Source organism: Pseudoduganella lutea (genome assembly GCF_004209755.1).
In the GTDB taxonomy this organism is placed as follows: domain Bacteria; phylum Pseudomonadota; class Gammaproteobacteria; order Burkholderiales; family Burkholderiaceae_D; genus Rugamonas; species Rugamonas lutea.
In genome coordinates this window covers 2,961,386-2,980,442 of record NZ_CP035913.1, presented here as the reverse complement: position 1 = coordinate 2,980,442, position 19,057 = coordinate 2,961,386, and the positions used below count along the sequence as shown (strand labels likewise).

The following is a 19,057-nucleotide window of genomic DNA, read 5'->3' as shown; positions in this document are numbered from 1 at the left end:
GCGGTCAGCGCAGCAGCAGCGCGATCTGCGCGTTCGCGTCCTGCGCCGGGGAGAGGGTGAAGCCGCTCTTTGCATAGCGGTGCCAGCGGCCCACCACGAACGCCACCATCAGGCTGGCGCGCAGCGCCACGTCGCGTTCCTGGTCGCCCGCCGCCGCGTCGGCGACGGCCTGCCGCAAGGCGCCCTTCAGGGCCAGTTCCACGCGGTCGTAGAAGCCGTTCATGCGCTGCTGCAGCCGCTCGTCTTCGCCCACCAGCGCATCGCCGATCAGCACGCGCGTCATGCCCGGGTTGTTGGTGGCGAAGTGCAGCAGCATCGCGAGGATGTCGCATGCCTGCGCCAGGCCATCCTGCTGGCGCTCGGTGATCTGGTTGATCAGGCCGAAGACCGAGGTTTCGATGAACTCGATCAAGCCCTCGAACATTTGCGCCTTGCTGGCGAAATGGCGGTACAGCGCCGCCTCGGAGACGTCGAGCCGGCGCGCCAGCGCGGCCGTGGTGATCTTCTCGCCCTTCGGATGCTCGAGCATCGCGGCCAGGGCCTGGAGGATTTGCAGCTTGCGCTGGCCGGACGGTTGGGTTGCCATTATTCGATCACGGTATTGCGGCGCAGGTGCGACAGCCGCGCCGGCAGGTGTTTGACGGATTTTACTTTGACGTCGACCCAGCCGGGGCGGACCAGGCGCTTGGGCGGGTGCGCCGCGCCGATCGGATCCCCCACTTTCAGGTATTGCGTGACCCACGCCGTGCGCATGCCCAGCGCATGCGCGGTGCGCAGGTTGGCCAGGGTGTCCTCGACAAGGATGCAGCGCCGCGCCGCCACCTGCTGGCGGCGCATCACCTTGCGCAGCAACAGCTTCGAGGGCTTCGGCCGCAGCTGGCCATGCACGCGCATCGATTCGATGGCGATGTGGTGCGAGAAGTGGCGCTGTATGCCGAGGTGGCGCAGCACCATCGTCGAATAGCGGTGCGGCGCGTTCGTCAGCAGCACCTTGCGGCCCGGCAGGCGCTTCAGCAGCTGGCCGAGGCCTTTTTCATGCCGGATCATCGACAGCAGGTCCTCCATGCCATGCGTCTCGGCGAGGAAATGGTCGGCTTTTACGCCATGGTGCTTCACCAGTCCCAGCAGGGTTGCGCCATAGCGCTTCCAGTACAGCGTGCGCGCGGCATTCACCGCGTCGATGTGGGCCGGTGTGGTGCCATCGCCCAGCACGCGTGCGATGTACGTGTTCATGTTCGCCATGATCGCGGGGAAAATGGCGTGCGATGCGTTGTGCAGCGTGTTGTCGAGGTCGAACAGCCAGACCGGGGCCAAAGGTTTAATATTCACGTCTCTCGGAACTGCAAAGGTAGCCATGCGACGCCAGATTATAGTGATGTTTTGTTGCCTGTTCGTGTTTACCGCGGGGCTGGCGCCGCAAGCGACGGCGGCGGACGGCATCCCGAACCGCGGCGCGCTGTTCCGCATCGAGCAGGCGGATGGCAAGGCAGGCAACGTGACATGGCTGTTCGGCACGATCCACGTCGGCGCAAAGAGCTTCTATCCCCTCGAACCCGTGATCACGGCCGCGCTGGAAAACGCGTCGGTGCTGGCGCTGGAAGTCGACCCGCTGGGCAGCCAGGATGACATTGCCGGCGCCGTGCGCGAATTTGGCATGTACCCGGCCGGCCGCGGCCCCGCGTCCGCCGAGCTGGCGGCCGCATACCGGCCGCGCCTCGAGCGGCTGCTGCGCCAGTACGACGTGCCACCCGCCTCGGTGGCGCCGATGAAGCCCTGGATGCTGGCGAGCCTGCTGACGGTGCGCGAATTCGAACGGCAGGGTTACCAGACCGCGCTGGCCGTGGAGGTGTGGCTGTCGCAGGGGGCGCGGGCGCGCAAGCAGAAGATCGTCGAGCTCGAATCCGTGCAGGCGCAGATGGCGCTGTTCGGGCGCATGGCCACATCCGACCAGGCGCTGTTCCTGCAGGAGACGATCGAGGCGATCGATGGCCGCGAACAGGCCAGCGATGCGCGCGCGATCGCTTCGGCATGGGCCACGGCCGACCGTGCCGCACTGGACCGCATCGCCGACAAGACGGCTGCCGACGACACGTTTTCGGGAAGGTTCGTGAGCCGTGTGCTGCTGGGCGAGCGCAATCCGCTGCTGGCGGAACGCATCGCGACACTGCTGGCGCGCGAAAAGCAGAGCGTGGCCGCGATCGGGGTCTTGCACCTGGTGGGGAAGGACAGCGTGCCGGAACTGCTGCGGCGGCAAGGATTGCGGGTGGAACGGGTGTACTGAGGATGAGGCGGAGGCAAAGCGGGGAGGGTGGTGCCCTTTACGTGGATTGAACACGTGGCCTCTCCCTTACCAAGGGAGTGCTCTACCACTGAGCTAAAAGGGCATCTGCGCTGCACGCTTTGAAAAAACGGGCGGTGTGCACCGCCCGTTTTTTCAGTGAGACCGGATCATAGTGCCAAACGCCTGTTCGGTCAACACTTCGAGCAGCAGGCTGTGCTCGATGCGGCCGTCGATGATGTGCACCGTGTTGACGCCGGACTTGGCCGCGTCGAGGGCGGAGGAAATCTTCGGCAGCATGCCGCCGGAGATCGTGCCGTCGGCAAACATCTCGTCGATTTCACGGGCGGAAAGGTCGGTGACCAGGTTGCCGGTCTTGTCCTGCACGCCGGCGATATTGGTCATCATGATGAGCTTTTCCGCCTTCAGGATCTCGGCGATCTTGCCGGCCACCACGTCGGCGTTGATGTTGTAGGCCTGGCCATCCTGGCCGAAACCGATCGGCGAAATGATCGGAATGAACGCGTCGTCCTGCAGCGCCTTCACGACGGCCGGGTTGATCGCATCGATTTCGCCGACGAAGCCGATGTCCAGGTACTGGCCCGGGTTTTCCTTGTCCGGCATCGCCATCTTGCGCGCGCGGATCAGGCCGCCGTCCTTTCCCGTCAGGCCCACGGCCTGGCCGCCGTAGTGGTTGATCAGCATGACGATGTCCTGCTGGACTTCGCCGCCGAGCACCCATTCCACGACTTCCATGGTTTCCTCGTCGGTGATGCGCATGCCCTGCACGAACGTGCCCTGCTTGCCGATCTTCTTCAGCGCATTGTCGATCTGGGGACCGCCGCCGTGGACCACGACCGGATTCATGCCGACCAGCTTCAGCAGGATGACATCGCGCGCGAAGCCGTGCTTCAGGCGCTCATCGGTCATCGCGTTGCCACCGTATTTGATGACGATGGTCTTGCCATGAAAATTGCGGATGTACGGCAGGGCTTCCGCAAGGATCTGTGCCTTGATCGCCGGGGAAACGGCGGCGAGGTCATCGGCTGGCACATCCAGGTTCAAATTCGACAGTTGGCTCATGGCGGGTCCGGTAAAGAGTATGGGGCGATTTTACAGCGAAGCGGCAGGCTAGGCCGCTTCCGCCGGCCAGTGACGGCCGGCAATGGTGGTTTTGACGCGCATTATAAAACCAAATCCGCCGCAAATTAGTTGTCATTTCACGAACGATCGATTAGCCTCGGCACGATGAGCACCTGCGAGCGCTGCGGCGCCACCTTTCACTGCGCGATGGCCGACGGGAAGCCCGGCAACATGGGCAATGATGCCGTCGAACCGCCGTGCTGGTGCACGTTGCTGCCGCCTGCCGTCCCGGTACCCCGGCAGGAAGGGGCGGGCGACGGCATGGGCGAAGGTACGGCGGAAGGTCGGGCCACGGCGGCAGCCGTCGGCTGCTGGTGCCCGGACTGCCTGAAGGCGCATATCGCGGCGCTAGCGCGGCCGCACCCTCAATAACGCGGCCACGCCCTCAACCGCCGCGCACCGTCGCGAAGAAGCGCATCATTTCACGGCTCGCGTCCGGCCCCTTGTCGTCCGTGTAGCTGCCGGCGGGGCTGCCGCCGGACCAGGCATGGCCGGCGCCGTGGACCACCCAATGCTCGGCCAGCGGCGAGCCATCGTGCAGCCAGTGCTTCGTGCGGGTGTAGGCATGGCCGTCCGGCACGCGCCCGGCCAGCCGCGAAGGCAGGGCCTTCGGCCCCAGCGGGTGGCTGCGCAAGCCCTGCTCCATCAATTCCTCGCCATTGACGGGGTGGACGGTCGTATCCTGGTCGCCGTGGAACACGATGATCGGCAGGCCGGCGCTTTTCACCGTCCGCGCGCTGCCGGCGCCGCGCTTCATGGCCGCCAGGGCCGACGACAGGTCGCGTGCCGCGGCGAACGGCAACCCCGAATGCACGCCCACGGCGGCAAACAGTTCCGGGTACAAGGTGCCGACGATGACGGCCATCGCGCCGCCGGCCGACATGCCGGCGATGTACACCTGGCCGGTGGCGACCGGGTAGGTATCCATGATGTCGCGCGTGATGCCGGCGATGAGCGAGGGTTCGCCCTGGCCATGGTTGTTGTCGAGCGCATTGAACCAGTTCCAGCAGCGCGAATTGTTCGCATCCGGCGATTGGGCGGGATACACGACAAAGCAGCGCCGTTCCTCGGCCACCGCGTTCATTTGCGTGCCGGCGGCGAAATCGTCGGGATCCTGCGCACAGCCGTGCAGCATCACCACGAGCGGCAACGCCTGGCCTTTCCAGCTGGAGGGAACGTACAGCTTGTAGGAGCGGCTGCCGGCGTCGTTCGCGTACACGCCGCTCATGAAATGGGCGCCCGGCGGTATCCGGACAGGCGATGCGGGCGTGTCGAACACGGATGCCGGCAAGTCAAAATGTGCGTGCGTGTGCGGGGACGAATTCGACGGGACGCCTGGGTACGGGCCAGGACGCGCACCTGGTTGTGCGCTTTGTTGTGAGCCTTGTTGTGCGCCTTGCTGTCCATGCAACTGAGGCAGCGTGAACGCTGATTCGGGTAGATCGGGCAGGTCGCTGCCGAACAGCAGCTTGACCGTCTTTCGCATTTGCGTGAACCAGTGATGACCTTCATTCATGGTGTTCCCCGGAGGCTGGTGGATGGTCAGTGAGCACTTGTAAACCGGTTGAAGAACTGCGGGAAAAACCAACCAGGTTCAGCGTGCCGTGCTGCGTCTCCTCTGCGCTCCGTGCGATCCACGGGCCTTTTTTGGCCCAGTATAGCCAAATTCGCCAAACGGGGGTGTCGCACTGTATCGGCTAGAATACAGCTTCGCCAGAACGCTACCGCATCATGAAAACTGCATTGCCGGAACATGCCACGCCCGTCCCATCGCCCTGCGTCAGCCTGTGCAAGATGAACCGGGACACCGGCTTTTGCGAGGGCTGCCTGCGTACGATCGAAGAGATCGTCGCGTGGGGCAAGGCCGACGATGACTACAAGCGCGCCGTGTGGGCGCAGTTGCGTTTGCGCGAGCAGACGATCGCGTTCGATTGAGCCCGCGCCCGCTGCCCTGAAAATATGATGACCTTACCCGACTCCATCCGCGTGTTCGAACGTGGCTGGCTCTCCGCCAACAATGTGCTGCTGGTCGGTCGCCACGACACGGCGCTGATCGACAGCGGCTATGTCACGCACGCGCCGCAGACACTCGAGTTGGTACGGCACGCGCTGCCGGGCCGCCGCCTGGACCGCCTGTTCACCACGCACCTGCATTCCGACCATTGCGGCGGCAATGCGCTGCTGCAGGCGCACTTCGGCTGCGACACATTCGTGCCGGCCGCCGAGGAAACCAAGGTGCGGCACTGGGACGAAGATGCGCTGACGTTCCGCGCCACGGGCCAGCAATGCCCGCGCTTCACCATCGACGGTGTCGTCACGCCGGGCGACGTGGTGATGGCGGGCGACCTCGCGTGGCACGTGCTGGGCGCGCCCGGCCACCATGCGCACTCACTGATCTGGTATTGCCCCGAGCACCGGATTCTCGTCTCCGCCGATGCGCTGTGGCAGAACGGCTTCGGCGTGATCTTTCCGGAACTGGAAGGCGAGGAAGGCTTCGCCGAAGCGGGCGCCACGCTGGACCTGATCGCCTCGCTCGACGTGCGCCTCGTGATTCCTGGCCACGGCGCCATGTTCGATGACGTGGAAGCGTCGCTGGCGCGGGCGCGCCGGCGGCTCGATTTCCTGTCCTCGAAACCCTCCAACAACGCCGAGTACGCGGTCAAAGTGCTGCTGAAGTTCCTGCTGCTGGAGCGCCAGCGCATTCCCGTCGCCGGCGTGCAGGCGCTGCTGGCGTCGATCCCGCTCGTCGTCGAGACCAACCGCCGGCACCTGCACAAGTCCGAGGAAGAGCTCGCCGCCTGGGCCGTCAAGCAGCTCGTGCGGGGCCTGGCCGCCAAGGTCGAGGGCGACGACCTGGTGAACGTTTGACTGCTCAGCATTGGTAGAGCGTTCCATCTAGAATTCGCACGATCGTACTTTTATAAGTCTATAATCGCTTGTCCGAATAACCCATCCACTTCAACAGCGAGTCGACCATGGCCTTGCCTTCCGTGCTGCAAAACCTGTCCCTTCCCGTGATTGCATCGCCGATGTTCATCGCCAGCGGCCCCGCCCTGGTGGCGGCGCAGTGCAAGGCCGGCATCGTCGGTTCGTTCCCGGCGCTCAATGCGCGCCCGGCCGAGCTGCTCGATACGTGGCTGACCGACCTGCAGAAGGAGCTGGCGGAATTTCAGGCGGCCAACCCGGGCGCAAAAGTGGGGCCGATCGCCGTCAACCAGATCGTGCACCAGTCGAACGACCGCCTCGCGCACGACGTTGAAGTCTGCGTGAAACACCAAGTGCCGATCATCATCTCGTCGCTGCGCGCGCCGCCGAAGGAGATGCTCGACGCGATCCACAGCTACGGCGGCATCGTGCTGCACGACGTGGTCTCGATCCGCCACGCGCAAAAGGCGCTGGAAGCGGGTGTCGATGGCCTGATCCTGGTCGCGGCGGGCGCCGGCGGCCATGCGGGCACGCTGTCGCCGTTCGCGCTGGTCGGCGAAGTGCGCAAGTTCTTCGATGGTCCGCTGGCCTTGTCGGGCTCGATCGCCACGGGCGATGCGATCCTGGCCGCGCAGGCGATGGGTGCCGACTTCGCGTACATCGGCTCGCGCTGGCTGGCCACGAAGGAATCGAACGTGACGGAGGATTACCGCAACGCGATCGTGGAATCTTCGGCAGCCGACGTCATCTACACGAACCTGTTCACGGGCGTGCACGGCAATTACCTGAAGAAATCGATCGTGGCCGCGGGCCTCGATCCGGAGGCACTGCCGGAATCGGACAAGACCAAGATGAGCTTTGGCTCCGGCAGCGCGAAGGCGTGGCGCGACATCTGGGGCGCCGGCCAGGGCGTGGGCCTGATGGACGACGTGCCCACGACCGCGGAAATGGTCGAGCGGCTGAAGGCGGAGTACGAGGCGGCACGTAAACGTTTAGGGCTTTGATCTCTCGAAAGCTGATACATCCGCTTACCCCAGTGTTTGCCTTCGGGTTGGAGGCACCTTGCCGGTGCGCCGACGAGGATGAAAGAAGGGGGCCGCGGCCCCCTTTGCTGTTACTTCGCCGCCACCGGCGCCAGCGTTTCGTGCTGGGAGGTGGTGCGCTGCGGTGCCTTGTGCACCATCGTGTAGGCGTAGTCCACGCCCATGCCGTACGCGCCCGAGTGTTCCTTGACGACCTTCATCACGGCGTCGTACGAATCGCGGTGCGCCCAGTCGCGCTGCCATTCCAGCAGCACCTGCTGCCACGTCACGGGCACCACGCCGGCCTGGATCATGCGCAGCATGGCCATGTCGTGCGCTTCCTTCGACGTGCCACCCGAAGCATCGGCCACCATGTAGATCTCGTAGTCGCCTTCCAGCATCGCGCACAGCGCGAACGTGGTGTTGCACACTTCCGTCCACAGGCCGGCCACGATCACTTTCTTGCGGCCGTTCTTGGCCAGCGCGTCGCGCACTTTCTGGTCGTCCCACGAGTTCATCGAAGTACGTTCCAGGATGTCCTGGCCAGGGAACACGTCCAGCAGTTCCGGGTAGGTGTGGCCCGAGAAGCTCTCCGTTTCCACGGTGGTGATCGTGGTCGGGATGTTGAACACCTTCGCGGCTTTCGCCAGGCCGACGGTGTTGTTCTTCAGCACCTGGCGGTCGATCGACTGCACGCCGAAGGCCATCTGCGGCTGGTGGTCGATGAAGATCAGCTGGCTGTTTTGCGGGGTCAGGACTTCCAGTTTTGGGTTGCTCATGTGAGGCGCTCCGAAGGGTTAATTGTGCGGAAAATGGTAGTCCAGACAACCCCCGGTGCCCATTGGCCTTAGGTGGGAGACATTGCCGCCCCGATCAAGGGTGTCGTTGCCGGTACGTCCAGCCCGCATTGCCGCACCACCTGCGGCCGCACCGCATACAGTTTCCCGCCATCCTCGATGCTCAGCAGCACATCGATGCGCCCGTAGCGCAGCACCGCCACTCCCCAGCCGCCATTGACGCATTGCAGCCGTGCCGTCGTGCCGCGGGCCGTCAATGCGCGCGGCGCCACGTGATCGGCAAGGCCGACGATGTCCACGCCGCGCACCAGCCGCACCACCGCCTCTTCGTCATGGCGCCGGATCGCATCGACGAACGCATGCGCCAGGTGGGCGCTGTCGGCGCTGGCGCCGCGCCGGACCGGTCCCGCCTGCACGCGGGCCCTTGCGCGGCGCACGAGCTGGCGCGAATGTTCCGTCTTGAGCCCGAGGATGCGGCCGACTTCCTGATGCGGCACGTCGAACACCTCGTGGAGCAGCAACGCGGCGCGCTCGTCGGGCGAAAGGCGCTGCAGCATCAGCAACACGCCATACGACAGGTCGCACAGCCGTTCGACATCGTCCGCCGCTGAAGGCAGCCCTTCTTCCAGCCAGGGGTCCGGCAATGCCGTTTCACGCTTGCTGCGGCGCAGGCGGTCGATCGCCAGCCGCGTCGCCACCGTTGTCAGCCAGGCGACCGGTGCTTGCAGGTCGGCCGCCCCGGCGGCATGCCAGCGCAGCCACGTGTCCTGCACCACGTCCTCCGCCTCGGCCAGGCTGCCCAGCATCCGGTAGGCGATCGACAGCAGGCGCCGGCGCGACGCCTCGAATACGGCAATGGAATCGTTCATCTCATCCTCCTTTGCGCCGTTGACGCGCGAACCCGGCGAAACGTGACAACCCTGGTGAAAAATAAATCCGTCACGCCGCCAGGGCGTGCAGCGTCAAGCCGGCACGGACAGCCAATTCAGTCATACAAAGGAGCCGCCATGCACATGATCCCCACCGTCATCGAAAACACCGGCCGCGTCGAGCGTGCCTACGACATTTACTCGCGCCTGCTGCGTGAACGCATCGTTTTCATCGTCGGCCCCGTGACGGACGAATCGGCCAATCTCGTCGTCGCGCAATTGCTGTTCCTGGAATCGGAAGACCCGGGCAAGGATATTTCACTCTACATCAACTCGCCCGGCGGGTCCGTCTACGCGGGCCTGGCGATTTACGACACGATGCAGTTCATCCGGCCGGCGGTGGCGACCATCTGCACGGGCTTCGCGGCCAGCATGGGCGCGTTCCTGCTGGCGGCGGGAGAGAAAGGCAAGCGCTTTGCGCTGCCCAATGCGCGCATCATGATCCACCAGCCCAGCGGCGGGTCGCAGGGCACGGCGGCGGATGTGGAAATTCAGGCAAGGGAGGTGCTGCACCTGCGCGAACGGCTGAACCACATCTTTGCCGAACGCACGGGACAGGATATCGCGCGGGTCGCGCGCGATTCGGATCGCGACAACTTCATGTCCGCCACGCAGGCCGTCGAGTACGGCCTGGTGGACGAGGTGCTATGGGAACGAGGAAATGCGGACCGCTCAGCTTGACAGATCGGTGTTGTTGATTGCCCACAGGCCGGGCAGGTTGCGCCAGTAATTGTAGGCATCCATGCCATAACCGACGACGAAGCGGTTCGGAATGACGAGACCCACCAGATCCGGCTTCACCGGCTTGGTCTTGCCGATCGCCTTGTCCGCGAAGACAACAATGACAACTTCCTTGGCGCCCATGTCGAGCAGGCGCTGCTTCACGTGGGCCAGCGTTTCGCCTTCGTCGAGGATGTCGTCGACGACGATCACGGTGCGGCCTTCGACATTCGAGCGGGGCACCACCTTCCAGACGACTTCGCCGCCGCGGTCTTCGTCGCCATAGCGGCTCACGTGGATATAGTCGAATTCGAGGGGGAACGTCAGCTGCGGCAGCAGGTTGCCGGTGAAGACGACGGCGCCGCCCATCACGCCAAGCACGAGCGGGAATTCCTCGAGTGCGTTGAAGCGCGTGTTCAGCTCGCCGGCCACCTGGCGCACGGCGTCGGACACCTGCTGGGCGGTAAAGATTTCCTCGGCGTTGTCCAGCAGCGCACGGGCCCGTTGATGATGAAATTCTTGCATGGGGTAAAAAATGACGTGGAAAGTACAGTTGAAAAGTGCGCCAATTATCCGCGATAACGATGCGGTTGTCCGGCCCTGTTTCAACGGTACTGGCTGAGTGTCTCTTCTGTATCGGTGGCGCCTTCAGTCATAACGGCGGCGATCGTCGATCACCTTGCCGTCGTTGGGCAGGCTGCCGCGTTGTACAAAAAACACTTCGCCGCGCAACTTCGTCACGTTGCGCAAGGTGGCCACGATTGCCGCGCCGTTATCGGCCGCGATGCTGGCGGCGGGATCGTCCACCTCGCACTGCAGCGTCATCGTTTCATCGGCGATCGTGCCGGACACCACGAGCCGCGCCTTGCCGATGCCGTGGCGGTGCGCGATCTCGTGCACTTGCGACGGATGCACGAACATCGCCCGCACTTTCGTCGTCTGGTCCGCGCGCCCCAGCCAGCCGCGCAGGCGCGCATTGGTGTGGGCGCCGGCGGCCGGCGTCGCGCCGACCAGCAGCGCGGACAGGTCGCCGGTGGCAAAGCGGATCAGCGGATAGTCGGGATGGAACACGGTGAGCACCACTTCGCCCACTTCACCCGGCGCGACCGGTTCGCCCGTGCCGGGCTTGACGATCTCGAGGATCACTTCCTCGTCCAGCACCATGCCGGGATCGAGCACGCCGTCGGTGCGCGTCTCGTAGGCGATGCTGCCGGCATCGGCCGATGCATACGCCTGGCACACGTGCGGCACGCCGCGCTCGATGAACCACGCGCGCAGCGATTCGGGCAGCGCCTCGGCCGACAGCAGCGCATGCCGCACGCTCGAAACGTCCGCCCCGGTTTCCGCGGCTTTTTCCAGGATGAGCTTGAGGAACGACGGCGTGCCCACATAGGTATCCGGCCGCAAGGTGGACATGGCCTGCACCTGCAATTCCGTCTGGCCGCTGCCGGCCGGGATCACCGTGCAGCCGATGCGCGCGGCGCCGCCTTCGACCATGAAGGCGGCCGGCGTGAAGTGATACGAAAAGCAGTTCTGCAGCAGGCCGCCGGCGCGCACGCCCGCCGCGTACATGGGCCGCGCGAAACGCCACGGATCGCTCGAGCGGCCTTCGGGATCGAAGATCGGCCCGGGCGACATGCAGATGCGCGACAGCGCGCGGGGCGCGGTGCTCGTCAGCCCGCCAAATGGCGCATCCTGCTGCTGGAGTTCCTTCAGCTGCGACTTGCGCGTGACGGGCAGTTGCGCCAGTGCGGCACGGTGATCGATGGCCGATGCTTGCACCCCATGCAGGATGCGCGCCCATCCAGCCGCCGACTGCGCCTGCGCCACCAGCGCCGGCAGGCGCCGCATCAGGTCGCGCTCGCGGTCATGCGGATCGCGCGTTTCGAGATCGTCCAGCGTCGATTGGGAAAAATGCGTGTTCATGTGTCGCCGCCTTCCGCGATTTGCTTCTGCAGCTTCTTCGTCAGCTTGCCGAAGATGATTTCATGGGCGCGTTTCAGCAGCGTGGCCGCTTCCTCGTCCGATACCGCCTTGGGGTCGTCGATCCGCACCCATTTCATTCGCGCCAGGTACGGCGCCGGGATGATGCCGGGGCGGTCGGTGAGTCCCAGGAAGGCATCGTCATCGACCTTGATGCTGAAGCGGCTTGCCTTCGGATCGCTGTCGGTGATGGCGAACATCTTGCCGCCCACCGAATACACGAGGCACGATGTCCATTTGATGTCCTGCGTGGCGCCGGGCAGCCCGGCGCACAGTTTCTTTGCCTTGTCGATATTCATGACAGCCACCGTTTGCGCCGCTTGTAGAATTTCTGGTCGCGGAAGTTCTTGCGGCCCGCACCGGAAACGCCCAGGTAGAACTCCTTCACATCCTCGTTCGCCGCCAGCTCCGCCGCATCGCCTTCCATCACCACGCGGCCGTTCTCGAGGATGTAGCCGAAGTCCGCGTAGCGCAGCGCCACCATCGTGTTCTGCTCGGCCAGCAGGAACGACACGCCCTCGTTGCCGTTCAGGTCCTTGACGATACCGAAGATCTCCTCGACGATCTGCGGCGCGATGCCCATCGATGGTTCGTCCAGCAGGATCATCGACGGCTTGGCCATCAGCGCGCGGCCGATCGCGCACATCTGCTGTTCGCCGCCGGACGTGTAGCCGGCCTGGCTGGCACGCCGCTCCTTCAAGCGGGGAAAATAGTGGTAGACACGCTCCAGTTCCTCGCGCAGTCCGGCACGCGACAGCTTGCGCGTGTAGGCACCGGTCAGCAGGTTTTCCTCGATCGTCAGGTGGCCGAAGCAGTGGCGGCCCTCCATCACCTGGGCCAGGCCGCGCGTCACGAGCGCGTTTGGCGTGAGCTGGTCGACCCGCTCGCCGTTGAAACGCACTTCGCCCTTCGTCACGTCGCCCCGTTCGCCGCGCAGCAAGGTGGAGATCGTCTTCAGCGTGGTGGACTTGCCGGCACCGTTCGCCCCCAGCAGCGCCACGATGGACCCCTGCGGCACCTCGAGCGACACGCCTTTCAGCACGAGGATCACGTGGTCGTAGATCACCTCGATGTTGTTGACGGACAGCGCGCTCATGGCATGCACGCAGGCTTGATGTTTTTCTCGGCCGCGTACTTGTTCGACGATTCGTCGATGAGTTTTTTCACCAGCGCGCGGTCGCCCACGATCCAGTTCGGCGTGATGGCGACCCACTTCTTGCCATCCCACTGCTGTACCTTCACGGCGCCGGAGCCTTCATGGTCTTCGCAGCTCGTCTTCACGGTCGGGAACATGTTCGCGGCGCCCACCGCTTTCTGGCGCGCCAGGTCGATATTCAGGTGTTCCAGGCCCCAGCGCATCTGCTCGCCCGTGACGGGCTTGCCCTTGCCGAATTTTTCCTGCGCGGTGCGCATCGCTTCCACAAACAGGATGCCGGCCGTCACGCCGCGCATGTGGTACACCGAGCCGATGCGGGCCTGGTCGGCCAGGTTGCCCTTGCCGGTCTTGTACAGCTTCGTGCGGATCTCGTCGAGCACCGGGTAATTACCGGGAGTGTTGAACGACATCGCCGTATAGCCCTTGGCGGCGTCGCCGGACGGCACGGTGTCTTCCTCGGAGCCGGCCCACCACACGCCGAGGATCTTCTCGCGCGGGAAGCCGTTGCGCTGCGCCGTCTTGATCGCCACCGAATTCATCACGCCCCAGCCCCACAGGATCACGTGATCGGGCCGCGCCTGGCGGATCTGCAGCCACTGCGCCTGCTGCTCGCTGCCCGGCGGCGCCACGGGAACCTTGACCAGTTCAAAACCCTGCTGCTTCGCCAGCGCTTCCAGCACGGGCAATGGTTCCTTGCCGAACGCGGAGTCGTGGTACAGGTGCACGATCTTCTTGCCCTTCAGCGAGCCGCCGTTCTTGTCGGCCAGGTATTTCACCATGGCTGCGGCCTGGCTCCAGTAGCTGGAAATCAGCGGGAACACATAGGGGAACACCTTGCCGTTGGCGGCATCCGAGCGGCCGTAGCCCAGCATCGTCATCGGGATCTTGTCCTGCGGGATGCGGTCGAGGATGCCGTAGGCGATGCTGGTCGACAGCGGCTCGACAAGGGTGGCGCCGCCCTGCTGGGTCTTCAGCCGCTCGTAGCATTCCACGCCGCGCGACGGGTTGTATTCCGTCTCGCATTCCTGCCAGGCGATCTTCACGCCGTTGACGCCACCGGCTGCGTTGACGAGCGCAAAATAGTCGATGATGCCGCCATAGAAGCCGGAGCCTCCCGAGGCATAAGGGCCCACGCGGTACGAGGGCAGGGCAACGAACTGTTCCTGCGCGAAGGCGGGAGCAATGGCGCCGGCGAGCAGGGTGCCGAGTACGATGGAAGGCAACAGCTTCATGATGGTCTCCTTAGGATCTTGTTTTAGTGAGGGAATGGCCACAGGCGCAGCTTCTCTTTACCGATCTGCCACAGGCGCGCCAGGCCGTGCGGTTCCACGATCAGGAAGAAGATGATGAGGGCGCCGAACACCATCAGTTCCAGGTTCGACGCCACGCTGGTGGGCAGCGCGAGCCCGTGCGCGGCGATGTTCAGGAACACGGGCAGCAGCACGATGAACGCGGCGCCGAGGAAGGACCCGAGGATCGAGCCCACGCCGCCGATGATGATCATGAACAGGATGCGGAACGACAGGTCCAGGCTGTAGGCTTCCGGTTCCACCGTGCCCAGGTAGGCGAACGCGTACAGCGCGCCGGCCACGCCGCAGTAGAACGAGCTCACGGCGAAGGCCAGCAGCTTCGTGCGCATCGGGCGGATGCCGATGACTTCGGCCGCCATGTCCATGTCGCGCACCGCCATCCACGAACGGCCCACGTTCGAGCGCACCAGGTTCTTCGCCAGCAGCGCCAGCAGCGCCACCACGAGCAGCACGAGGACATATTTGCGCTGCGGCGTATCGAAGGCGTAGCCCATGATCTCGATGCGCTGGGCGGTGATCACGCCGGACGGGCTGTAGTTCGTCAGCCACGAGATCTTGGTCAGGCACCAGATCACGAAGAACTGCGTGGCCAGCGTGGCCGCGGCGAGATAGAACCCGCGGATGCGCAGCGATGGCAAGCCGAACGCGATGCCCACGAGCGCGGCGCACAGCCCGCCCAGCACGAAGGCCAGCAGCATGGGCATGCCGGGAATGCGCGCCACGAAATTCCAGGAGGCGAACGCACCCACGGCCATGAACGCGGCCGTGCCGAGCGACAGCTGGCCCGCATAGCCGGTGAGGATGTTCAAGCCCAGCGCGGCCAGCGAAAAGATCAGGAACGGGATCAGGATCGCCGACAGCAGGTAGGGCGATGCGATGAACGGCACCGCCACCACGGCGATGGCCAGCGTGGCCAGCAACACGATGCGGTCTTGCCGGATCGGCAGGATCTGGCCATCGGCCTCGTAGGTGGTGCGGAATTGCCCCGCTTCGCGATAGAACATGTCAGATCCTCCGGATGATCTTTTCGCCGAACAGCCCTTCCGGCCGCACCAGCAGGAACAGCAGCGCCAGCACGTAGGGGAACCAGCCCTCGATGCCGCCGCCCACGAGCGGCCCGATGTACACCTCGGCCAGCTTTTCCGAGGCGCCGATGATCAGGCCGCCCACGATGGCGCCGGGCACGGAGGTGAAGCCGCCAAGGATCAGTACCGGCAGGGCTTTCAGCGCGATGAACGTGAGGGCGAACTGCACGCCATTGCGCGCGCCCCACAGCAGGCCCGCCACGAGAGCCACGACACCCGCCACCGCCCACAGGATGGCCCAGATGCGCTGCAGCGGAATGCCAACGGCCAGCGCGGCCTGGTGGTCGTCCGCCACGGCGCGCAGCGCGCGGCCGACTTTGGTTTTCGCGAACAGCAGCGCCAGCGCCGCAACGAGTACGCCGCAGATGAGGGCGGCGATCACGTCGAACTGCGACACGACGATGTTGAAGCGGTCGAGCAGCGACTGCATCGGCACATCTTCGATCGGCAGCGGCAGCTGGTGGACCTGCGAGCCCCACAGCAGCTGCGCCAGGCCTTCGAGGAAGAACGCCAGGCCGATGGTGGCCATGAACAGCGTGATCTCCGGCTGGTTCACGAGCGGGCGCAGCACCACGCGCTCGATGGCGAAGCCGAGAACGATCATCGCAACCATGGTGCAGGGAATGGCCAGCCACAGCGACATGCCGAACTTGTCCATCAGGCCCACGCACGTGAGCGCGGCAAAGAACACCATCGCGCCCTGGGCAAAGTTGAACACCCCGGACGCCTTGTAGATCAGCACGAAACCGATGGCCACCAGCGCATACATCACGCCCGACAGCAGCCCGCCGATCAGGACTTCAAAGAAGAAGTTAATGTCCATCGGCTGTCCCCAGGTATGCTTTGATGACGTCCGGGTTCGCGCGCACCTCTTCCGGCGTGCCGTCGCCGATCTTGCGGCCGTAGTCGAGCACCACGACCCGGTCCGAGATATCCATGACGACTCCCATGTCGTGCTCGATCAGCACGATCGTCGTGCCGAACTCGTCGTTCACGTCGAGGATGAAGCGGCACATGTCCTGCTTTTCTTCCACGTTCATGCCGGCCATCGGCTCGTCGAGCAGCAGGACTTCCGGTTCCGCGGCCAGCGCGCGGGCCAGTTCCACGCGCTTCTGCAGGCCATAGGGCAGGCGGCCCACGGGCGTCTTGCGGATGTGCTGGATCTCGAGGAAATCGATGATCTCCTCGGCCTTGCGGCGGTGGGCGATTTCCTCGCGCCGCGCCGGGCCCCAATACAGCGCCTGCAGCAGGAAGTTCGACGTCATCTTGAGGTTACGGCCCGTCATCACGTTGTCGAGTACCGTCATGCCCTTGAACAGCGCGATATTCTGGAAGGTGCGGGCGATGCCGGATTTCGCGGCAGCGTAGCAATCCATGTTGCGCCGGTGCTGGCCGCGAAACACGATCTCGCCGCCTTGCGGGCGGTAGACACCATTGATCACGTTCAGCATCGAACTCTTGCCGGCGCCGTTCGGGCCGATGATGGCGCGGATCTCGTGTTCGCGCACGTCGAACGAAATGTCGGTCAGTGCTTTTACGCCGCCGAACGACAGCGAGATATTGCGCAGGTCGAGGATCACCGGGCCGGTTTTCCTTTGGCCCTGGAACAGCGTATCGGGTTCGTTCATCAGCATCGTGGTTTCTCCCATCATGCCGCGCGCCGCACGTGCGGTGGCACGACGTGGCTGTCGGCAATGCGCAGGTCGGCCGCCACGATGCCCGTGCGGCCATCCTCGAATTTCACCTGCGTTTCGATGTACTGCGACGTGCGGCCCGCATACAGCGCATCGATCAGCACGCGGTATTTCTCGGCGATGAACTTGCGGCGCACCTTGCGCGTGCGTGTCAGTTCATCGTCGTCCGGATCAAGCTCCTTGTGCAGCACGAGGAAGCGGTGCACCTGCGTGTCGCTCATCGCCGCATCGGCGGCCAGGTCGGCGTTGACCTTTTCCACGCAGTCGGCCATCAGCGCATACACGTCCGGGTGGCTGGCCAGGTCGGTGTAGCCGGCATAGGCGATATTGCGCCGTTCGGCCCAGTTGCCGACCGCTTCCATGTCGATGTTCAGGAAGGCGCATACGGTATCGTGGCCGTTGCCGAACGCAACGGCCTCCTTGATGAAGGGGAAGAATTTCAGCTTGTTCTCGATGTAGTTCGGGGCGAAGATCGCGCCGCCGTTCAGGCGCCCCACATCCGCCGCGCGATCGATGATCTTGAGGTGGCCTTCGGCATCGAAGATGCCGGCATCGCCCGTGTGGAACCACCCTTGCGGATCGATCGCCTCCACGGTGGCCTCCGGGCGCTTGTAGTAGCCGCTCATCAGCGTGGGCGACTTGACCAGCACTTCGCCGTTCTCGGCCAGCTTCACGTCCACGCCCGGCGCGGCCATGCCGACGCTGTCGAACTTGATCTGGCCATTCGGCTGCAGGCAGATATAGGCGCAGGTTTCGGTGGAACCGTAGAACTGCTTCAGGTTGATGCCGATCGAGCGGTAGAAGCGGAACAGGTCGGGCCCGATCGCGGCGCCGGCCGTGTAGGCGACGCGCACCCGCGACAGGCCCAGCACGTTCTTCAGGGGCCCGTACACGAGCAGGTCGCCGAGCGCGTAGCGCAGCCGGTCCACGGCCGGCACCGGGCGGCCGTCGAGGATATCGGCACCCACGCGGCGCGCCACCGCCATGAAGTGATCGAACATGCGGCGCTTGATCGCGCCCGCGTCCTCCATGCGGATCATCACCTGGGTCAGCATGCCTTCGAAGATGCGTGGCGGCGCGAAGTAGTACGACGGACCGATCTCGCGCAGGTCGATCGTGACCGTTTCCGCCGATTCCGGGCAATTCACGGTGAAGCCCGCCACGAGTGCCTGGGCAAACGAGAACAGGCAGTCGCCGACCCACGCCATGGGCAGGTAGGACAGCACGTTCTCCACATCCGTCAGATGCTCGAAGCCGGTACCGCCGGTGCCGGCCGCGATCAGCGCCGCATGGGTCTGGCACACGCCTTTCGGCTTGCCGGTGGTGCCCGAGGTGTACAGGATGATCGCGTTGTCCGCACCGCCGCCCGCCGCCAGCGCCGCTTCGTAGAAACCGGGGTTGTCCCGGTCCCAGGCACGACCCGTTTCCTGCAGGCGCGCATACGAGACCAGTTCGCCCTGGCGGTAATGGCGCATGCCGCGCTCGTCGTCGTAGACGATGTGTTCGATGCCGGGATAGTCCGCCTGCAGTTCGAGCAGCTTGTCGACCTGCTCCTGGTCTTCGACGATCGCGTAGCGGATCTCGGCGTTCTCCAGCACGTAGGCCATGTCCGCCGCGGGGGCGTCCTGGTACAGCGGCACGGGCACGCCGCCCAGGCACTGCGCGGCCAGCATCGCCCAGTACAGGCGCGGCCGGTTGTCGCCGATGATGGCCAGGTTCATGCCGCGTGTAAAACCCAGCGCGGCCAGGCCGCAGGCCAGTGCCCGCACTTCATCGTTGACCTGGGCCCAGGTCCAGGCTTGCCAGATGCCCAGGTACTTCTCCCGGTACGCGCACTTGTGCGGCCGGACCCGTCCATGCTCGAGGAGCAGGCGGGGGAATGTCTCCGGTATTGCGTCCATGTATCTCCCGTGGTGATAGGGTGAGGCGCACTTTTTATGCAATGATATTAACTGCCCTTCTTCCCGGCGGTTGTCATTTCAAAGACAATTGCTCCACTTTCGATGGTGCAATGC

At 64.7% G+C, this 19,057-nt stretch carries 21 protein-coding genes and 1 tRNA gene; 6 read left to right on the top strand and 16 right to left on the bottom strand.

Annotated elements, in window-relative coordinates; all coding sequences use genetic code 11:
* Positions 1 to 4: 4 nt before the first annotated feature.
* Positions 5 to 586, bottom strand: a complete 582-nt coding sequence (slmA, locus tag EWM63_RS12540; RefSeq protein WP_130186822.1) for a nucleoid occlusion factor SlmA — start codon at positions 584 to 586, stop codon at positions 5 to 7.
* Positions 586 to 1,323: a pyrimidine 5'-nucleotidase gene (locus tag EWM63_RS12535; protein WP_371861243.1), complete on the bottom strand. Its 738-nt coding sequence runs from the start codon at positions 1,321 to 1,323 to the stop codon at positions 586 to 588. The genes slmA and EWM63_RS12535 overlap by 1 nt, the downstream gene beginning before the upstream one ends.
* 31 nt (positions 1,324 to 1,354) lie before the next feature.
* On the opposite strand from EWM63_RS12535, the gene EWM63_RS12530 reads away from it, so the two are divergent.
* A complete protein-coding gene (locus EWM63_RS12530; RefSeq protein ID WP_229487869.1) occupies positions 1,355 to 2,281 on the top strand; it encodes a TraB/GumN family protein in 927 nt (308 codons plus the stop codon).
* 28 nt (positions 2,282 to 2,309) lie between these two features.
* On the opposite strand, the gene EWM63_RS12525 is transcribed toward EWM63_RS12530, so the two are convergent.
* Positions 2,310 to 2,384: transfer RNA gene (locus EWM63_RS12525), tRNA-Thr, on the bottom strand.
* 50 nt (positions 2,385 to 2,434) lie between these two features.
* Positions 2,435 to 3,361, bottom strand: coding sequence for an acetylglutamate kinase (gene argB / locus EWM63_RS12520; RefSeq protein ID WP_130186820.1), 927 nt, complete (start codon positions 3,359 to 3,361; stop codon positions 2,435 to 2,437).
* A 165-nt stretch (positions 3,362 to 3,526) separates the two neighbouring features.
* Here argB and EWM63_RS12515 point away from each other — a divergent pair, with 165 nt between their 5' ends.
* On the top strand, positions 3,527 to 3,793 hold the full coding sequence (locus EWM63_RS12515) for a cysteine-rich CWC family protein (RefSeq protein WP_130186819.1): 267 nt from the start codon (positions 3,527 to 3,529) through the stop codon (positions 3,791 to 3,793).
* Positions 3,794 to 3,806: 13 nt separating this feature from the next.
* Here EWM63_RS12515 and EWM63_RS12510 read toward each other — a convergent pair whose 3' ends face one another.
* Positions 3,807 to 4,700 carry an extracellular catalytic domain type 1 short-chain-length polyhydroxyalkanoate depolymerase gene (locus tag EWM63_RS12510; RefSeq protein ID WP_307720855.1) on the bottom strand — a complete coding sequence of 298 codons (894 nt, stop codon included), beginning with the start codon at positions 4,698 to 4,700 and terminating at the stop codon, positions 3,807 to 3,809.
* A 452-nt stretch (positions 4,701 to 5,152) separates the two neighbouring features.
* On the opposite strand from EWM63_RS12510, the gene EWM63_RS12505 reads away from it, so the two are divergent.
* The 3 genes from EWM63_RS12505 to EWM63_RS12495 all read left to right on the top strand — a co-directional run bounded on the left by EWM63_RS12505 (position 5,153) and on the right by EWM63_RS12495 (position 7,350).
* Positions 5,153 to 5,356: a DUF1289 domain-containing protein gene (locus tag EWM63_RS12505; protein ID WP_130186817.1), complete on the top strand. Its 204-nt coding sequence runs from the start codon at positions 5,153 to 5,155 to the stop codon at positions 5,354 to 5,356.
* Positions 5,357 to 5,380: 24 nt separating this feature from the next.
* Entirely contained in the window at positions 5,381 to 6,289 is a 909-nt protein-coding gene (locus EWM63_RS12500; RefSeq protein ID WP_130186816.1) for an MBL fold metallo-hydrolase, read from the top strand.
* A 107-nt stretch (positions 6,290 to 6,396) separates the two neighbouring features.
* On the top strand, positions 6,397 to 7,350 hold the full coding sequence (locus EWM63_RS12495) for an NAD(P)H-dependent flavin oxidoreductase (RefSeq protein WP_130186815.1): 954 nt from the start codon (positions 6,397 to 6,399) through the stop codon (positions 7,348 to 7,350).
* Between the two features lie 110 nt (positions 7,351 to 7,460).
* On the opposite strand, the gene EWM63_RS12490 is transcribed toward EWM63_RS12495, so the two are convergent.
* On the bottom strand, positions 7,461 to 8,147 hold the full coding sequence (locus EWM63_RS12490; protein ID WP_130186814.1) for a hydrolase: 687 nt from the start codon (positions 8,145 to 8,147) through the stop codon (positions 7,461 to 7,463).
* Between the two features lie 68 nt (positions 8,148 to 8,215).
* Positions 8,216 to 9,034 (bottom strand): sigma-70 family RNA polymerase sigma factor, encoded by an 819-nt coding sequence (locus EWM63_RS12485; RefSeq protein WP_130186813.1) that lies wholly within the window; start codon positions 9,032 to 9,034, stop codon positions 8,216 to 8,218.
* Positions 9,035 to 9,172: 138 nt separating this feature from the next.
* Between EWM63_RS12485 and clpP the strand changes: the two genes are divergently transcribed.
* Positions 9,173 to 9,775 carry an ATP-dependent Clp endopeptidase proteolytic subunit ClpP gene (gene clpP, locus EWM63_RS12480; RefSeq protein ID WP_130186812.1) on the top strand — a complete coding sequence of 201 codons (603 nt, stop codon included), beginning with the start codon at positions 9,173 to 9,175 and terminating at the stop codon, positions 9,773 to 9,775.
* Here clpP and EWM63_RS12475 read toward each other — a convergent pair.
* The 9 genes from EWM63_RS12475 to EWM63_RS12435 all read right to left on the bottom strand — a co-directional run bounded on the left by EWM63_RS12475 (position 9,767) and on the right by EWM63_RS12435 (position 18,943).
* Entirely contained in the window at positions 9,767 to 10,339 is a 573-nt protein-coding gene (locus tag EWM63_RS12475; RefSeq protein WP_130186811.1) for a hypoxanthine-guanine phosphoribosyltransferase, read from the bottom strand. The genes clpP and EWM63_RS12475 overlap by 9 nt on opposite strands.
* Positions 10,340 to 10,462: 123 nt before the next feature.
* A complete protein-coding gene (locus tag EWM63_RS12470; RefSeq protein WP_130186810.1) occupies positions 10,463 to 11,740 on the bottom strand; it encodes a phenylacetate--CoA ligase family protein in 1,278 nt (425 codons plus the stop codon).
* Positions 11,737 to 12,096 carry an MmcQ/YjbR family DNA-binding protein gene (locus tag EWM63_RS12465; RefSeq protein ID WP_130186809.1) on the bottom strand — a complete coding sequence of 120 codons (360 nt, stop codon included), beginning with the start codon at positions 12,094 to 12,096 and terminating at the stop codon, positions 11,737 to 11,739. Before EWM63_RS12465 ends, EWM63_RS12470 begins: the two co-directional genes overlap by 4 nt.
* Complete coding sequence (locus tag EWM63_RS12460; RefSeq protein ID WP_130186808.1) at positions 12,093 to 12,893, bottom strand: ABC transporter ATP-binding protein; 801 nt, start codon at positions 12,891 to 12,893, stop codon at positions 12,093 to 12,095. Before EWM63_RS12460 ends, EWM63_RS12465 begins: the two co-directional genes overlap by 4 nt.
* Positions 12,890 to 14,185, bottom strand: coding sequence for an ABC transporter substrate-binding protein (locus tag EWM63_RS12455; protein ID WP_130186807.1), 1,296 nt, complete (start codon positions 14,183 to 14,185; stop codon positions 12,890 to 12,892). The genes EWM63_RS12460 and EWM63_RS12455 overlap by 4 nt, the downstream gene beginning before the upstream one ends.
* A 23-nt stretch (positions 14,186 to 14,208) precedes the next feature.
* Positions 14,209 to 15,267: a branched-chain amino acid ABC transporter permease gene (locus tag EWM63_RS12450; RefSeq protein WP_130186806.1), complete on the bottom strand. Its 1,059-nt coding sequence runs from the start codon at positions 15,265 to 15,267 to the stop codon at positions 14,209 to 14,211.
* A gap of 1 nt (position 15,268) precedes the next feature.
* Entirely contained in the window at positions 15,269 to 16,165 is an 897-nt protein-coding gene (locus EWM63_RS12445; RefSeq protein WP_207221328.1) for a branched-chain amino acid ABC transporter permease, read from the bottom strand.
* A complete protein-coding gene (locus EWM63_RS12440; RefSeq protein ID WP_207221275.1) occupies positions 16,161 to 17,000 on the bottom strand; it encodes an ABC transporter ATP-binding protein in 840 nt (279 codons plus the stop codon). The genes EWM63_RS12445 and EWM63_RS12440 overlap by 5 nt, the downstream gene beginning before the upstream one ends.
* A complete protein-coding gene (locus EWM63_RS12435; protein ID WP_130186804.1) occupies positions 16,997 to 18,943 on the bottom strand; it encodes an AMP-binding protein in 1,947 nt (648 codons plus the stop codon). Before EWM63_RS12435 ends, EWM63_RS12440 begins: the two co-directional genes overlap by 4 nt.
* Positions 18,944 to 19,057: the final 114 nt, after the last annotated feature.

Coding starts and splice junctions, on each gene's coding strand:
- slmA (WP_130186822.1), bottom strand. CDS start 586: ATGGCAACCCAACCGTCCGGCCAGCGCAAGCTGCAAATCCTCCAGGCC.
- EWM63_RS12530 (WP_229487869.1), top strand. CDS start 1,355: ATGCGACGCCAGATTATAGTGATGTTTTGTTGCCTGTTCGTGTTTACC.
- argB (WP_130186820.1), bottom strand. CDS start 3,361: ATGAGCCAACTGTCGAATTTGAACCTGGATGTGCCAGCCGATGACCTC.
- EWM63_RS12515 (WP_130186819.1), top strand. CDS start 3,527: ATGAGCACCTGCGAGCGCTGCGGCGCCACCTTTCACTGCGCGATGGCC.
- EWM63_RS12505 (WP_130186817.1), top strand. CDS start 5,153: ATGAAAACTGCATTGCCGGAACATGCCACGCCCGTCCCATCGCCCTGC.
- EWM63_RS12500 (WP_130186816.1), top strand. CDS start 5,381: ATGATGACCTTACCCGACTCCATCCGCGTGTTCGAACGTGGCTGGCTC.
- EWM63_RS12495 (WP_130186815.1), top strand. CDS start 6,397: ATGGCCTTGCCTTCCGTGCTGCAAAACCTGTCCCTTCCCGTGATTGCA.
- EWM63_RS12490 (WP_130186814.1), bottom strand. CDS start 8,147: ATGAGCAACCCAAAACTGGAAGTCCTGACCCCGCAAAACAGCCAGCTG.
- EWM63_RS12485 (WP_130186813.1), bottom strand. CDS start 9,034: ATGAACGATTCCATTGCCGTATTCGAGGCGTCGCGCCGGCGCCTGCTG.
- clpP (WP_130186812.1), top strand. CDS start 9,173: ATGCACATGATCCCCACCGTCATCGAAAACACCGGCCGCGTCGAGCGT.
- EWM63_RS12475 (WP_130186811.1), bottom strand. CDS start 10,339: ATGCAAGAATTTCATCATCAACGGGCCCGTGCGCTGCTGGACAACGCC.
- EWM63_RS12470 (WP_130186810.1), bottom strand. CDS start 11,740: ATGAACACGCATTTTTCCCAATCGACGCTGGACGATCTCGAAACGCGC.
- EWM63_RS12465 (WP_130186809.1), bottom strand. CDS start 12,096: ATGAATATCGACAAGGCAAAGAAACTGTGCGCCGGGCTGCCCGGCGCC.
- EWM63_RS12460 (WP_130186808.1), bottom strand. CDS start 12,893: ATGAGCGCGCTGTCCGTCAACAACATCGAGGTGATCTACGACCACGTG.
- EWM63_RS12455 (WP_130186807.1), bottom strand. CDS start 14,185: ATGAAGCTGTTGCCTTCCATCGTACTCGGCACCCTGCTCGCCGGCGCC.
- EWM63_RS12450 (WP_130186806.1), bottom strand. CDS start 15,267: ATGTTCTATCGCGAAGCGGGGCAATTCCGCACCACCTACGAGGCCGAT.
- EWM63_RS12440 (WP_207221275.1), bottom strand. CDS start 17,000: ATGATGGGAGAAACCACGATGCTGATGAACGAACCCGATACGCTGTTC.
- EWM63_RS12435 (WP_130186804.1), bottom strand. CDS start 18,943: ATGGACGCAATACCGGAGACATTCCCCCGCCTGCTCCTCGAGCATGGA.